Raw genomic sequence first — 15,264 nt, forward strand, 5'->3', positions numbered from 1 at the left:
TAACGCGGTGTCACACGCGCAGGGCGCCTACTTCGCGTCGACCGGCAGCAGGATGTTTTTGACCTTCGAGTCGGTGCTCAGGAAGGTCTGGACTCGAGGATCCTTGAACGCCGCGATCAGCTTCTTGACGTTGTCCGATTTTGCGTACTTGGTGCCGACGGTCAGCTGCCCGGCGAACTGGTCGGGGGCGGCGGGGGCGTAGATCTGCTTCGAGACCGGGATGCCCGCGGCGAGGTAGTACTCGGTGTAGCCGACGGCGGCGTCGAGGTCGTCGAGCGAGCGCGACTGGGCGGCGAAGTCGAGCAGCGTGAACTTCAGGTGCTTCGGATTCGAGGCGATGTCGTCCTGGGTCGCGTAGCCCTTGTCGATACCCGGCTTGAGGGTGATCAGACCGGCACGGTCGAGGATCCAGAGCCCCTGCGCCTCGTTCGCGGGGTCGGAGTAGAGCGAGATCGTCGCGCCGTCGGGAATGGCGTCGACCGTCTTCCACTTCGAGCTCCACAGGCCGAATCCCCAGCGGAAGACCGGGGTAGCCGCGGTCTCCTTGAAGTCGGGGTTCGCCTTGAGCACCTGGCTCAGCCAGAGCTTGTGCTGGTAGACCGTGCCTGCGACCTCGCCCTCGCTGACGGCGCGGTTCAAAGTGGTCGAGTCGGAGAGGCCCTTGAAGGCGACCTTGATGCCGTAGTCGGGGGCGACCTCTTTCGCGACGTAGTCGACGAGGGCCTCTTCGGCGGCGTTGCCCTCGGCGGTGGCGACGTAGAGCGTGGCGCCCTTCGTGTCGTTGGCGCTGGCCTCGGGGAGAAGGCGCGGAACGGTCAGGCCCGCTGCCACGGCGACGATGGCCACGGCCGCTCCCGCGACGTAGGGCCAGCGGCGGCGCTTGGTCAGGGTGAAGCCGTGGTCGGGGCCGCCTGACGTGGGGGGAGTGGTCTCGGAGGAAGACATGGCTGTGCTGCTTTCGGGTGAGAGGGGCGTGAATAAGGGAGGGTCAGGCGGCGACGCGCGGACGCCGGGCCGGAGAAGCGTCGCGGGCGACCCTGCTGGCGAATCGGAGCCGCGGCGTCAGACGACGGGCGAGCCGATCGCCGGCGAACTGCACCAGGGCGACGAGCACGACGAGGATCACGATGGTCGCGAGCATCACCCGCGTGTCGAAGCGCTGGTAACCGTAGGTGACGGCGACGTAGCCGATGCCGCCCGCGCCGATCGTGCCGGCGATCGCCGAGTACTCGATCATCGCGATCGTGTTGATCGTCAAGCCGCCGACGATCGAGGGCAGCGCCTCGGCCAGCTGTGCAGTCCGGATCACTTGCAGCCTCGACGCCCCGGCAGCGCGAGCCACCCGCGAGAACTCGGGCGGAACACCGCGCAGCGCGTTCTCGACGATTCGGCTGAAGAACGCGATGCCCGCAACCGACATGGGAACGACGGCCGCGGCGATGCCAATGTTCGTGCCCGTGACCAGCCGCGTGAACGGGATGATCGCGGCCATCAGGATGAGGAACGGCAGACTCCGCCCGAGACTCACGATCCAGCCGGTCAGCGTGTGCACGAGCGGCTGCTCGAACAGCCCCCCGCGGCCGGTGTTGTGCACCAGCGCGCCAATCGGCACCCCCACGGCCACGACGACCACCATCGTGATGCCGACCATGACGATCGTGTCGCCCAGGGCAGGCAGCACGAGGCCTGCAATCTGATCGACGGGAACGAGATTCGAGTTGCTCACGCGACGACCTCCAGGGTCGGGTCGACGGGCGCCGTGTCGATCGATTCCGAAGCCGAGGATCCGGCGGCACCCCGCTCGGGCTCGGCGCTCGCGGCACCGACCGGGCCCCGGGGCAGCAGCCCCAGCTCGGCGAGCACGCGTCGGGCCCGCTCGACATCGCCCACCACCCCCACCGTCACCGTTCCGACGGTCACGCCGTCGACGACCTCGACCGCCGCCCCGAGCAACGCCAGAGGGGCGCTGAGCTCGGCGGACGCGCGCACCAGCCAATCCGTGGGCACATCGGCGCGCCCGTACGTGACCACGAGAGACTCCTGGTCGTCGGCCGCACGGGCCGACGCGCGGTGCGGCTGGAGGTCGACGCCGAGACGGGATGTCGGATCCTGAAGCAGGTCGACGACCCGGCCCGACTCGGTGAACCGGCCGACCTCGAGACGGGCGACGGTATCGGCGATCTCGCGCACGGCGTCCATCTCGTGGGTGATCAGCAGGATCGACAGGTCAAGGTCGTCGCGCAGCTCGCGGAGGAGCCCGAGGATCGAACGGGTCGACTCGGGGTCGAGGCCCGAGGTGGCTTCGTCGGAGAGCAGGATCCGGGGGCGGAGCGCCAGAGCGCGCGCCACACCGGCTCGCTGCCTCTGCCCGCCCGAGAGCTGGTGCGGGTAGTGGTCAGCCTTGTCGCTGAGACCGACCCGGTCGAGCAGCTCGGCGACTCGCGCCTTCGACTCAGCCGGGGTGACTCCGAGGTAGTCGAGGGGGAGCGCGACGTTCTGGGCGGCCGTACGACGCGAGAAGAGGCCGTCAGACTGGAAGATCGTGCCGATCGCCCGGCGGGCGGTGCGGAGACCCTTCTCCGACGCCGCGGTCAGGTCGACGCCGTCGACGACGACGGACCCCGAGGTGGGTCGTTCGAGGAGGGTGACGCACTGCGCGAGCGTCGACTTGCCGGCACCGCTTTTGCCGACCACGGCGGCGATCTCGCGCGGGCCGACTTCGAAGTCGAGGCGGTCGAGCACGACGGAACGTGTGCCACCGTGCTCGTACACCTTGCTGAGCTGGTCGATTCGGATCATGCGGCGACGGTAGAGCGTCTCGAGGCGCCGCACCGCTGTACGTCGCGGGGTGACGGGGTGTGACGCTCTGTGACGCGACTGTGGGTGTGGTCTGGCGCAGCGCTGTGTTCTTTCGCAACGGTGTGGTGCGAATTTGAGAGTGATCCGCGGCGCCTGCCTCACGATTGCGGCGTGTCGGGGCCCTACGACTCCGGATCGCTCGCAAAATGGCGGCCTCGCCCGGAGAAGTCACAGAGGTGTCGCCTCGAGGGCGAACAATAAATACAGTGGGCGATACCGGACTCGAACCGATGACCTCTTCCGTGTGAAGGAAGCGCGCTACCAACTGCGCCAATCGCCCGTGGGACTCGTCGATACTACTGGATGAATCGAGTTCGAACCTATTCGTCGGCCCCGCGGGAGACTCGTCGAGACACGAATCAATCTCAGTTTGTACTTCGGGCAAACCATCGGATAGAGTTCCTGAGGTCGCAGAGATGCGGCAGAAACAACAACCAGGTGTCGTACGTCAGACACTTTGCGGATGTGGCGCAGTGGTAGCGCATCACCTTGCCAAGGTGAGGGTCGCGAGTTCGAATCTCGTCATCCGCTCGAGTGAAAGCTCACCCGATCAGGGTGGGGTGGCCGAGAGGCGAGGCACCGGCCTGCAAAGCCGTTCACGCGGGTTCAAATCCCGTCCCCACCTCCAGATCCACCGGTTTGAGTCTCTTCAAAGCCTCAGACGGACAACTGAATACATATGAGCGATTGGCGCAGCGGTAGCGCGCTTCCCTGACACGGAAGAGGTCACTGGTTCGATCCCAGTATCGCTCACCACCACAAACCCCCGATTCGTCGGGGGTTTTTGCTTTTCCCGAGAGGTCGGCGCGAAACGCACCGCAGAGCTGCCGAGGCCCCCTCGTCGCCCATCGTGACGGTAGGCGCCGCATCTAGTCGCGTTTCGCAGGTTTAGTCGCGGCATTTCGCGACTAAACGCGCGAAACGCGACTACGAGCGCCGAGCGCCGAGCGCCCTAGGCGTTCAGCCAGGCGTCGGCGTCGAGCCGGCCGTCGCGCTCGGGGAGCGACGCCCGCACGAGCTCACGGTCGCGAGGCGAACGAAGGGCGGCCACGAGACGCTCAGCCAGGGCCTCCGCCAGATGCCCTGGCAACGACGCCCCGGCGTCGACCGACACGACGCCGTGCCCGTGGTCGCTCAGCCACCCGGCAAGGCCGGTCTGGTCGGTCGTGACGATGGTCAGCCCTGCCGCCAGGCCTTCCTTGATCGGCAGGCCGATCTGCTCTCGCCAGCGGCCGTCGGGAACTGAGGGAGCCACCAGCACAGAAGAGCGACCGACGATCTCGGTGGCTTCGTCGCGGGGGAGCGAGCCGCGTGCACTCCGAGTCTGCGGAGACGCACGCACCCACACGTCGACGACGTCACCGAGTGGGCCGCCGCCGATCAGGGTGAGTCTCGCTCCGGCAACCCGTACCTCGACGAGCTCCCAGGCCTCGAGCAGCAGCCGGACGCCCTTCCGCTCGTCGAGCACGCCCAGAAACACCGCGCTGAGCGGCGATCCAGGCTGCCCCGGGCCGGCGGAGGGCAGTTCGAGCCCGACCCGACGGGGTATGCCCTCGACGAACGGCAGACGTCGATAGACGTCGGCGGACGCCTCGCTCGCGAAGGCGATCCGGGTCAGCGTCAGGCGAGCCGCGAGGCCGATCAGCAGACCGATACCCGAGACGAGGATCCGCGGCGGCGTCCGATCACCCCCGACGAGCGTCGCGAGCGAGCTGTTCTCCATCGCGTAGGTGCCGATCTCGCGGTGTCTACGTCGAAGGAGTCCCGCGAGCCGAAAGGCAGTGACCAGAGCGAAGTGGGTCGGCCAGAGGCGGATCCAGAGCGGCTCGAAGACCTCGAGCCGAGTGGCCGACGTCGTAATCATTCGCCGAAGGGCTCCGAACCGGGTCACCCGGGTGAATCGACTCCCAGCCAAGGCATTGCCCACGGCACCCGGCAGCGAGTCGCCGAGATCGTACTTCGTCCCGAAGTAGAGCACCTCGGCCGGCACCCCGACCCGCTGCCGTTCGAGGTGCACGGCACGGAGCTCCGGCACAACTCTGATTACGCTGGCTCGACTTTGCACCCCGGTATCCTACACGCGATATACAGTCGAACGCGCAGCTAGGCGCGCGGCATACGGCGGCGAACGAGAGGTGCCTCGTCGAGCGGCTCGGTCTGCCACTCCGCCGCGAAGGTCGCCGAGACCGGGTCGAGCGTCACGATCAGCCGGTGGGGAGTTTCGACGAAGATCACATCGAGGCGCACAGTGCCGTTCGGCCCGTCGGAGGCAGCGACGGCCACCGCCTCCGAGAGAGCCCAGGATCCCACGCCGACGGTGGCGCGCAGGGTCTCGCCGCGGTCGACCAGCTCGACCGTGTCGGATCCTTTGCCCGTGTCACCGGGCGAGCCGTGCCCACCCGGCAGACCGTGCGCGCCCGGCAGACCGTGCCCGCCCGGCAGACCGAGCCCACCCGGCAGGTAGGCGACCGAGGTGAGCGTCGCGAGACGATTGCCCGCCCCGGGCGTGAAGGTGCCCGAGACGCGCGTCGTTGGGACGGAGGCCACGGGCAGCGCGAGCCCGGCGAGCCGCTCGGCCAGAGCATCGTCGGCCTCCGCAGAGGGCATAGAACCATCAAAAGCGGGCAGAAGGTTTTGCCAGACCGCGTCGAGCACGGCTTGCATGTCGGGGGTCTGGCCGGTGATCGCGATGACCACGTCGTGCTCCGGCAGCACCACGGCGAACTGCCCGTAGGCTCCGTCGCCGCGGTAGCCGTGTCGCGCCATCCAGAACTGGAAGCCATAGCCCTGACCCCAGTCTTTGTCGCCGTGGTTCGAGTTGTCGATGTGCGACACCGTCGCGTCGTCGACCCACGAAGCGGGCAGGATCTGCTCGCCCTCCCACACGCCGCGCTGCAGATACAGCTGCGCGAGCTTGGCGAGCGCCACGGTCGGTGCGTAGAAGCCGCTGTAGCCGAGCTGACGCCCCGATGCGTCGGTCTGCCAGCCGACCTCGCCGATGCCGAGCGGATCGAACAGCCTCGGGCGCAGGTAGTCGGTCAGCGATTGGCCGCTGAGGCGCTGCACGATCGCCCCGAGAGTGAAGGTGCACGGCTGGTTGTAGCAGAACAGCGTGCCCGGCTCTTCGTCGGGCGGCATGAGCAGAAAGCCGCGCACGAGATCGACCGGGTCGATGGAATACGCCCGCGCCACCGTCTCTTCGCGGTGACCGCTGGCCATGGCAAGAAGGTGACGCACCCGGATCCTGCGGCTCTTCTCATCCGTGATCTCGGCATCGAGCTCAGGAAAGTGGCTGACGACGGTGTCGTCGAGCGAGAAGAGACCCTCGGCGATGGCGAATCCGACGGCGGTCGAGGTGAAGCTCTTACTGATCGAATAGAGCAGATGCTGGCGATCGGCGCTGTACGGCGCCCACCACCCTTCCGCTGCCACCTGCCCGTGGCGCAGCACCATGAGGCTGTGCGGTTCGACGCCGGCCGTCGATTCGAGGGCATCGACGAGAGCGGCGATTCTCGCCGCATCGATGCCGACGGCGGACGGGCGGGTGCGGGGGAGAGCGTCAGTGGTCACACGCTCACGCTAGCGCTGCGGCCCCGAGACGGCCCTCGATTCCGACACGCACTACAGCCGTTGGCGAACATGGTTCGGCTGAGGGCGAGATGCCGCCTATAGTTACGGCGACCACCAGATCCGCGCGGGTTGCAAGCCGCGACACATTTGCAGGAGAACACCATGGCTGCCGACTACGACGCACCCCGCAACGCCCCCGACGACGACGGTAACGACTCGATGCAGGCGTTCAAGGAGCGAGCTCCCCAGAAGGTCGGCCTCGTCGCCGACCTCGACGACGGCGATGCCTCGGGCGGGTTCCAACTCGACGCCGCCGACGTCGACGAAGCGCTCGACGTCGTCGTGCTGCCGATGCAGGATTACGAGTTCACCTGCGTCGAGTGCTTCCTCGTGCGCCCGCGCGCCCAGCTCGATCACGAGACCAAGCTCGGCCCCGTGTGCATCGAGTGCGCGTCGTAAGAAAGACAGGCGCCTCCTGACAGAGGCGAGCGCCTCCTGACAGAGGCGCGCAAGGGTGTGAAAGCCCCGTGAAAGCGGGGGAGCGCAGGATCCCTGTGGCCGGCAACGAAAGCCGGTCACCTCGGATCCTCATCCCCTCTTTCACGAAAGGTCAGACATGACCACCTCAAGCGACTGGGCCGTCGAAGCCCACGGGCTCGTCAAGGTCTTCGGCGAGAACCGCGCGGTCGACGGCGTCGACCTCAGCGTCCGCGCCGGCACCGTCTACGGAGTGCTCGGCCCGAACGGCGCCGGCAAATCGACCACCATCAGCATGCTCGCCACGCTTCTGCGGCCCGACGGCGGATCGGCCACGATCTTCGGCCACGACGTCGTCAAAGAGGCGCAGGTCGTGCGGCAACTCATCGGAGTCACCGCGCAGTTCGCGTCGGTCGACGAGAAGCTGTCGGCGACCGAGAACCTCATCATCTTCTCCCGACTGCTCGGGCTGTCGCGTCGCGATGCCCGCACCAAGACCACCGAGCTGCTCGAGGAGTTCGGCCTCACCGAAGCCGCCAGCCGGCCGCTCGCGAAATTTTCGGGCGGAATGCGTCGTCGTCTCGACCTCGCCGCAAGCCTCATCGCCCAGCCGCCGCTGATCTTCTTGGACGAGCCGACCACCGGGCTCGACCCGCGCACCCGCTCGCAGATGTGGGACACCATCCGGCGCCTCGTCACTGAGGGCTCAACGGTGCTGCTCACGACGCAGTACCTCGAGGAGGCCGACCAGCTCGCCGATCGCATCGCGGTGATCGACACGGGTCGGGTCGTCGCCGAGGGCACCTCGGAGGAGCTCAAATCGTCGGTCGGCGAATCGTCGCTGCAGCTCCGGCTCGCCTCACCCGCCGACGTCGCACCCGCCCGCGACCTCATTCGAAGCGTGCTCGGGGTCTCGGCGGCCGTCTCGCCCGAAGCCGGTCGCATCACCGCGCCGATGACCGACCCCGACCGGATCACCGACCTGTTCGTCGCCTTCCGCGAGCGCGGCATCCACCTCACCGAGATGAGCGTGCAGAAGCCGACGCTCGACGAGGTGTTCCTCACTCTCACCGGGCACGGCGTCGACGCCGATGCCGCACCAGCCGACGGCGCTGCCGCCGCCAACACCTCCCCGAAAGAAGCGGTGAACGCATGACCACCCTCAGCCCCACCAGCACGACTCCGCGTCTCACCGGCCCGGCCGGTCGCCCACTCAAGAACCACGTCAGCGTCTCGCAGACCATCCGCCACTCGTTCACGATGGCCTATCGCGGGCTGCTCAAGATCCGCCGCACTCCCGAGCAGCTCATCGACGTCACGATCCAGCCCATCATCTTCACGCTGATGTTCACGTACCTGTTCGGCGGTGCGATCGCCGGAAGCATCGCGGACTACCTGCCGCTGATCATCCCCGGCATCCTCGTCCAGACGGTCATCACCGGTTCCGTCGTCACCGGCACCCAGTTGCGCGAAGACATGGACAAGGGCGTGTTCGATCGATTCAAGTCGCTGCCGATCGCTCGGATCGCCCCGCTCGCCGGTGCGCTCCTCGCCGACACTGTCCGCTACGCGATCGCGACGACGCTCACCCTGACCATGGGATTCATCCTGGGCTGGCGTCCGGGCGGCGGCTTCGGCTTCGTCGTTCTGGCCGGGCTTCTTGTGATCGTCTGTGCCTGGGCCCTCAGCTGGATCTTCGCGTTCTTCGGTGTTGTCGCTCGCAGCGCGTCGAGCGTGCAGGGCATCTCGTTCCTGGTGCTCTTTCCGCTGACGTTCCTCTCGAACGCCTTCGTGCCGACCGGCACGCTGCCGTCGTGGCTCAAGTGGTTCGCCGAGGGCAACCCGGTCTCGCACCTCGTGTCGGGGGTCCGCGACCTCGCCAACACCGGTGCGATCACGGGCAACCTCTGGCTGGCGCTGCTCGGTGCCGGGGTCGTGGTGGCGATCTTCGCCCCACTGACCGTGCGCGCCTACATGCGCAAGGCCTGACGCGACCGCTCCCGCGCCGCCCCGTCAGCGACGGGAGGCGTAGTAGGCGGCGGCCTCGTCTTGGCGCTGCTGCTCCGCCCCGGACGCGATCGGCGCCCGCACGTGCTCGGGCGCAAACCCGAAGGCCTCGACCAGGCCGAGCGCGTGCGGGCGCAGCCGTGGCAGCAGGCGATCGTCGATGTAGTCGGTGACGGCCGTGGCGCGGGCCGCCGACAGCCGCCCGTGGATCAGGTACCAGGCAAGATGCTTCTCGATCAGCCCGAGGCCGAATAGATCGCGAAGCCAGGTCAGGATCCGACGGGTCGCCTCATCGGGAACACTCGCCAGCGCCTCGGTGAAGGCCTCCCACTGGAGCAGCTCCGCGTGGGCGATGGCCGCCTCGATCAGCTCGTCCTGGTTCTGGTCGAATAGGCGGGCTGCTTCGACGGGCGAGGGCTTTCCCGACGCCGACTTGGCGGCGGGGCGCAGCTTCGCCGCGACACCGGCGATCATCGTCTCGACGCGGCCGGTGAGGAGCTGGCGTTGCGATTCGGCATCGCGGACGTGCCCCACGGCGCGGCCGACGGATCCTCGATCTGTCACGGTCTGGGCGAGGCGTCGTAAGCCGGAGCGGTCCACCGATGCCTGTCCGACCTGGCCAGCGACGAGCGTCGCCACCCGGCGCGGATCGGCGCCGGTGAACTTCTTCGAGTAGTCGGTCAGCAGGCGCTTGGCGACGAGCTGCAGCAGAACCGTGTTGTCGCCCTCGAAGGTCGCGTAGACGTCGAGGTCGGCTCGGAGCCGGGTGAGGCGGTTCTCGGCGAGGAATCCGACACCGCCGCAGGCCTCGCGAGCCTCCTGGAGGATGTCGAGGGCCGACCAGGTGCTGAGCGACTTGAGGGCGGCGGCCAGGGTCTCGAGGTCTTGCCGGTCGGCGTCGGTGGCGTGCTCGCCCGAGAAGACGCCGTCGAACGCGGCGAGGAGCTTCTCGTGCGCGAACGACATCGCGTAGGTCGTGGCGAGGCGGGGGAGCAGGCGACGCTGGTGCCGCTGGTAGTCGAGGATCACCACCTCGCTCGTCGGGTCGGCGGCGGTGAACTGCCGACGCTGGGTGCCGTAGGTGATCGCGATATGGAGCGCCAGCTTGGACGCGACCACCGACGCGCCGTCGAGCGAGACCCGCCCCTGCACGAGCGTGCCGATCATGGTGAAGAACCGTCGACCCTTGCTGGCGATGGGCGAACTGTAGCTGCCGTCAGGGGCGACGTCGCCGTAGCGGTTCAGGAGGTTCGTGCGCGGCACTCGCACCCCGTCGAAGTGCAGTCGGCCGTTGTCGATGCCGTTCAAGCCGCCTTTGAGGCCGTCGTCTTCGCCGCCGACTCCTGGCAAGAACCCGTTGTCGTCACGGATCGGCACGTAGAAGGCGTGGACTCCCTGCTCGACGCCCTGCGTCACGAGCTGCGCGAACACGACGGCCGCCCGGCCGTGGACGGCGGCGTTGCCGAGGTAGTCCTTACAGGCGGCGCGGAACGGCGTCTGGATCACGAACTCTTCGGCGTCGGCGTCGTACGTCGCGGTGGTGCCGATGGATGCGACGTCGGAGCCGTGGCCGGTCTCGGTCATGGCGAAGGCCCCCGGCACCTCGAGGTTCATGATGCCGGGCAGGAAGGTCTCGTGGTGGTACTCGGTTCCGAGGTGCATCACGGCAGAGCCGAAGAGGCCCCACTGCACACCCGCCTTGATCTGAAGCGAGGGATCCGCGGAGACGATCTCTTCGAACGCGGCGATATTGCCGCCGTGGTCGTCGCTTCCACCCAGGTGCGTCGGGAACGCGCGCAGGACTGCCCCGCGTTCGAGCAGCTGATGCAGTTGGCCGAAGCAGCGCTCGCGCTGTTCGGCGAGGGTGAGGTCGGCGTGCCGGTGGAAGGCGTCGTCGCGCAGCAGCTCGCGGGAGTGCTTGCGCGCCTCGGACCACCGTCCGAGCAGGTACTCGCCGAGCCAGGCGGTGTCGAGGGTGTCGGCCGCGGTGGTCAGAGGCGTGGTGGGCGCCGCTGCAGGTGTGGTTGCGCGCGCAGTGATTTCTTCGAGACGTGTCATCAGCGTTGATTCCGTTCCGGTGGGGTTCTGGCTCACGGTAGAACCCTCCGCGACGGTGTCGAAATCATCCGTGGGCCGCTACACACGTTGTCAGTCTCGCCGGGCGTGCGTTTGTCGGATTCCTCCAGGTCGGGGGTAGCTACTGCGCCCGGCACGCATTCATCGACGACCCCGAGCCCACTCATAAGCGATGCCAAGGCGGCCTCCGTAGGTTCGCTGTGATCCGGACCGGATCGCACCCCTCCATCGAAAGTCGTCATGTCGCTCAGCTCCTCCCGCCGTTTTGCCCGCATCAACATTCCGCGCATGGTCCTGTGGCTGGTGTCGCTCGTCGTCGTGGCGGGGGGCTACCTCCTCATGACCCAGTCGAACGCGAAGGAAGCCGCGGTCTACGCCTCGGGCACGGCCGACTACCCCAAGCTCTTCGCCGCCCAGTCGGGCAGCACGGTCGGCGGCCTCTTGATCGCGGCCGGCGTCATCGGGGCCCTCTTGGCGTTGACATCCATGTCCATCACGTGGCGAGCCGCCCAGGCACCCGAGTTCCCCGCCCCCACGACTCACTCGTACGACCTCGACGACCTCGAGCTCGAGACGGAAGACGAGTCGGACGCGATCGACGAGCCCGACGCGAAAGACACCACGGGCACCACCGCGATCGGCGAGGCACCGGCGACCTCACCGCGCTAGGCGCGCAACCGACGATCCACGAGCAGCTCCAGCGCCTCGGCGTAGGCCTCCGACGGCGTCAGAAGCGCCGCGGACGCCCGCGCGGCCTCCATCATCTCGGCGCCGAACCGACCCGTCACTCCGGCAACGGCATCCGCGCGCACGAGAGACGGCACCTCCTGTCGCCCCTGCATCGTCTCGGCGAGCGAGAGCAGCCGCAGTCCGAGCGACGTGGGCCAGTGCCCGGCGGCCGGCTCCGACGACGAACCGGAGGCAGGCCCAGACGAAGACCCGGACGACGAGCCGAGGATCCACACGCCCAGCGCAAAAACGGCAGCCCCCGCGATAGGGACGTCCTCGAATGCCCCCGAGAGACGGTGCGTCGCCAGAAGCCGGGTGCGAAGCCGATTCGCCAAGGATGGAGCCCGCGACGGAGCCGACGCGCTGGTCGACAGCCCACCACCGAACGCCGCGCCCCCGCGCACGTGCGCGGCCAGCGCAGCAGCAGCCACTAGGAGTGCGAGAGGCGACCGCGACCGCGACTGCTCCCCTCGGAAGATCGCCAGCGCTTCGTCGTAGAGGCGGACGCCCTCGTCGGCCTGCCCCTCGGCCAGAGCTACCTCGGCGAGGCCGACCCTGCTCATGAGGCGTGAGCCACCCGGATCCTCGCCCTGGTTCTCTTCGTCGACGAGCACCCCCTCGAAGTACCGCCGCGCCGCGTCGTACCGTCCGAGCGAGAGCTCCGCCATGGCCCGCCGGAAGGCGACCTCCTGCAGGTCGCCGGCGGCTCCGAGGCTCTCGAGCGCTTCTCGTGCGACATTTGACCAGCCGAGGGCCGCCTCCGGGTCGGCCGACTGGCTTGCCAGTTCGGCGAGCGACGAGGCGGTGGTCCCGATCGTCCAGACGTGGCCGTTCGCGACGGCGCTCTCGTGCGCTCGGAGCGCCAGCCGGAACGCGTCACCGACTCGCCCCTCGTTCTCAGCGGTCTGGCCGTCGATCGCGGAGGCGAGTTCGACGATCACATCGTCGCCCGATGCGAGGGCCTCCTTCAGGCGCCGACGGAATGCGGGCGGATCAACGACGGTCGCCAAGAAAAGGCCAGAGAGAGCGTCGAGGCGAGGATCCTGCGCAGGACCGCTCGCCCGAAGGCTCCGGAGGTGCGCCACCGCGAGCAGCCCCGACCGGCGGTCCCCCAAGGCGAGGAGGCTGCCGGCGATCGAGGCGCAGAGGATCTCGGGGTCGCGGTAGCGGGCCTCCACCGGCGCAGAGCGGAGCACCCGGATCACCTCGGGCGCGAAGGCCTGCACCTCGGCGTGGTTGCCCGCCAGCGACCAGTAGTAGCCGAGCGCGGCGAAGGTCGCGGCGACCACACCCCGTCGGCTCTCGGCCAGGGCCTGCCGCAGCACGAAGACGAGGTCGTCTTGCTCGGCGGCCATGAGGGCGAAACTCCGCACCTGGTCGGCGCCGTCGAGGCTCGACCGGATCGACCGGGAGAAGGCCTCGGCCCAGGCGAACATGCCGTCGCTGACGAGCTCCTCCTCGGCTGCTTCGGCGAGTCGGAGGTCACCGAATTCACGCACCGTCTCGAGCATCCGGTAGCGGAGCCGCCCGGTGCCGGGCTCGTCGGCGGCGCCGAGCAGCGACTGGCGGACGAGGCCGTCGAGAGCGTCGGCGACTGCCACGGGTTCGAGCCCGATATCGCCCGGGCTCAGGACGACCCGGTCGTTCGGCCGACCGGCTGATACACCCGGTGCCGCACCGAGCAGCTCGGCGGCGTCGGCCGAGAAGCCGTCCGGAAACCGCGACAGTCGTCGCAGCAGCACTCGCTCATCGTCGCCGAGGAGGTTCCACGACCAGTCGATCACGGCCGTGATAGTCCGGTGCCGTTCGGGCGCCGACCGGTCACCCGAGGTGAGCAGGGCGAAGCGATTGCCCAGACGCCGTTCGATCTCGTCGACCGACAGCGACCGCACCCGGGCCGCAGCGAGCTCGATCGCGAGTGGCAGGCCGTCGAGCCGATCGCAGAGCCTGACGACGACGTCGCGGGGGAGCAGCACGCCGGGCCGAGCCGCCCTCGCCCGCTGCTCGAACAGCGACACGGCCGCGCCGTCGCTCCGCAGCGATCCGAGCGGGTGCACCGTCTCGGCGCCGATCGCGAGCGGGGAGCGGCTCGTGGCGACGACTCTCAGCTCGGACGTCTCGGCGAGCAGCTCCGACACCAGGCCGGCCGCGGCGTCGACGACGTGCTCGCAGTTGTCGAGGACGAGCAGGGTCGACATCTCGGCGAGAACGGCGACAAGTCGGTCTCTGACCGGTCCGACACCAGGATCCGAGAGCCGTATCCGCGGCGCACTCACCTCGCGTACCCCGAGGGCACTCGCTACGGCGAGCAAGACGTCCTCCCCGTCCCGCACGCCGGCCAGCTCGACGACGGCGACGCGGGGCCACTGCCCGGCAGCACGATGCGCCACCTCCTGAGCCAGCCGCGTCTTGCCGAGCCCGCCCGGGCCGAGGATCGTGACCAGTCGGGCGTGCTCGAGCAGGGCCTCGATCCGGTCGACGTCGGACGACCGTCCGAGCAGTTCGTTCGGGGCCGAGCGGAGGCCGAGTGCGATGTGCGCACCCCGGCGAGCCGGTGCGGCGGCGCTCGGGGCTGGTTCGACAGGCCCCTGCTGAGCGCGACCGTCGTCGAGCGGATCGTCCTCGGCGGCAAGCAATTCGGCGTTCAGCGCGACGAGGGCGCTCGAGGGCCCCGTGCCGAGCTCATCGGCGAGACGCTCCCGGTACGACGCAAAGACCTGGAGCGCCTCGGTGCGGCGATCGCTTCCGCTCAAGATCCGCATCCGGAGCACGACCAGGTCTTCGTGCTCCAGACCCACCGCGTCGGCAGTCAACTCGTCGAGGGCCTCCAGGGCTCCGACCGTGTCTCCGAGATCACATCGGGCGGTCGCCGCGACCCGGAGGAGATCCGCTCGGAGGGCGGCGGCCACGCGGGTCAGCTCGTCGGTCACCGGTCCGGGCTCGAGGTCGGAGCCGGGCGCTCCCCGCCAGAGGCGGAGGGCTTCGCCGGTGAGAGAGGTCACGGTGGCCGGATCGGCGCCGGGCCGGATCCTCGCGGTTGTAAGAAGCGAACGAGCCACCTGGAGGTCGCTCGCCCGAGGGTCGCCGAGACGGTAGCCGGTCGGGGTCGAGACGATGACGCCCGGAGCGACTGACTGGCGAAGGCGAGAGATCAGGGTCTGGAGCGCGGCCTTCGCCGAGACGGGCGGCTCGTCACCCCAGAGATCGTCGATGAGGCGGGCGGAGGTGACCCCGTCGGATCCTGCGAGTGTCAGCGCGACGACGAGTGTCTTCGCGCGGGGCCCGGCAGGCGAGACAGTCTCGGCTGCGGTCGTGGCACCGGCCACCCGAAGAGGCCCGAGCACACCGACGGAGACGACGGGAACATCGGGCATGGGCACTCGCTGAGTCTAGTGACCCCGCTTGTTTCTGCGATACATCGGCGATGTATCTTTACGCGGCTGAGTGGGTGAGCGCCTCCGCGGCCGCCACTATGCGAGCGATTTGAGCCGAAAAGCCCGGCGTGCGCTCCTACTGGCCAGGATCGCTCTCAAATTGGCAAGAGAG

11 protein-coding genes and 4 tRNA genes are annotated in these 15,264 nt (G+C 68.7%); 7 read left to right on the forward strand and 8 right to left on the reverse strand.

Annotated elements, in window-relative coordinates; genetic code table 11:
• Positions 1-27: 27 nt before the first annotated feature.
• From VH571_RS04880 to VH571_RS04895, 4 genes are all read right to left on the reverse strand, one after another.
• Positions 28-945: a MetQ/NlpA family ABC transporter substrate-binding protein gene (locus tag VH571_RS04880; protein ID WP_423263572.1), complete on the reverse strand. Its 918-nt coding sequence runs from the start codon at positions 943-945 to the stop codon at positions 28-30.
• A gap of 43 nt (positions 946-988) precedes the next feature.
• Complete coding sequence (locus VH571_RS04885) at positions 989-1,726, reverse strand: methionine ABC transporter permease (RefSeq protein WP_423263573.1); 738 nt, start codon at positions 1,724-1,726, stop codon at positions 989-991.
• Entirely contained in the window at positions 1,723-2,799 is a 1,077-nt protein-coding gene (locus VH571_RS04890; RefSeq protein WP_423263574.1) for a methionine ABC transporter ATP-binding protein, read from the reverse strand. Before VH571_RS04890 ends, VH571_RS04885 begins: the two co-directional genes overlap by 4 nt.
• A gap of 267 nt (positions 2,800-3,066) precedes the next feature.
• A tRNA-Val gene (locus tag VH571_RS04895) sits at positions 3,067-3,139 on the reverse strand.
• A gap of 179 nt (positions 3,140-3,318) precedes the next feature.
• On the opposite strand from VH571_RS04895, the gene VH571_RS04900 reads away from it, so the two are divergent.
• From VH571_RS04900 to VH571_RS04910, 3 genes are all read left to right on the forward strand, one after another.
• Positions 3,319-3,390 (forward strand) — tRNA-Gly (locus VH571_RS04900).
• Between the two features lie 23 nt (positions 3,391-3,413).
• Positions 3,414-3,487, forward strand: a tRNA-Cys gene (locus tag VH571_RS04905).
• 53 nt (positions 3,488-3,540) lie between these two features.
• Positions 3,541-3,615, forward strand: a tRNA-Val gene (locus VH571_RS04910).
• Between the two features lie 196 nt (positions 3,616-3,811).
• Here the strand turns inward: VH571_RS04910 and VH571_RS04915 are convergent.
• Both VH571_RS04915 and VH571_RS04920 read right to left on the reverse strand, forming a co-directional pair.
• Complete coding sequence (locus VH571_RS04915) at positions 3,812-4,894, reverse strand: glycosyltransferase (protein ID WP_423263575.1); 1,083 nt, start codon at positions 4,892-4,894, stop codon at positions 3,812-3,814.
• Positions 4,895-4,962: 68 nt separating this feature from the next.
• Entirely contained in the window at positions 4,963-6,429 is a 1,467-nt protein-coding gene (locus tag VH571_RS04920) for a serine hydrolase domain-containing protein (RefSeq protein WP_423263576.1), read from the reverse strand.
• Between the two features lie 162 nt (positions 6,430-6,591).
• Here VH571_RS04920 and VH571_RS04925 point away from each other — a divergent pair, with 162 nt between their 5' ends.
• From VH571_RS04925 to VH571_RS04935, 3 genes are all read left to right on the forward strand, one after another.
• Entirely contained in the window at positions 6,592-6,888 is a 297-nt protein-coding gene (locus VH571_RS04925; RefSeq protein ID WP_055958050.1) for a DUF4193 family protein, read from the forward strand.
• 157 nt (positions 6,889-7,045) lie between these two features.
• Positions 7,046-8,062: an ATP-binding cassette domain-containing protein gene (locus VH571_RS04930; protein ID WP_423263577.1), complete on the forward strand. Its 1,017-nt coding sequence runs from the start codon at positions 7,046-7,048 to the stop codon at positions 8,060-8,062.
• On the forward strand, positions 8,059-8,895 hold the full coding sequence (locus VH571_RS04935; protein ID WP_423263578.1) for an ABC transporter permease: 837 nt from the start codon (positions 8,059-8,061) through the stop codon (positions 8,893-8,895). The genes VH571_RS04930 and VH571_RS04935 overlap by 4 nt, the downstream gene beginning before the upstream one ends.
• A gap of 24 nt (positions 8,896-8,919) precedes the next feature.
• On the opposite strand, the gene VH571_RS04940 is transcribed toward VH571_RS04935, so the two are convergent.
• Positions 8,920-10,971 (reverse strand): acyl-CoA dehydrogenase, encoded by a 2,052-nt coding sequence (locus VH571_RS04940; protein WP_423263767.1) that lies wholly within the window; start codon positions 10,969-10,971, stop codon positions 8,920-8,922.
• A gap of 258 nt (positions 10,972-11,229) precedes the next feature.
• Between VH571_RS04940 and VH571_RS04945 the strand changes: the two genes are divergently transcribed.
• The gene (locus tag VH571_RS04945; RefSeq protein ID WP_423263579.1) at positions 11,230-11,658 is read left to right on the forward strand and encodes a hypothetical protein; all 429 of its coding nucleotides are present in this window, start codon (positions 11,230-11,232) and stop codon (positions 11,656-11,658) included.
• Here VH571_RS04945 and VH571_RS04950 read toward each other — a convergent pair.
• Complete coding sequence (locus VH571_RS04950) at positions 11,655-15,092, reverse strand: AfsR/SARP family transcriptional regulator (protein WP_423263768.1); 3,438 nt, start codon at positions 15,090-15,092, stop codon at positions 11,655-11,657. The genes VH571_RS04945 and VH571_RS04950 overlap by 4 nt on opposite strands.
• Positions 15,093-15,264: the final 172 nt, after the last annotated feature.

Origin of the sequence: Frondihabitans sp. 4ASC-45 (genome assembly GCF_049472575.1) — a bacterium.
GTDB lineage: Bacteria > Actinomycetota > Actinomycetes > Actinomycetales > Microbacteriaceae > Frondihabitans.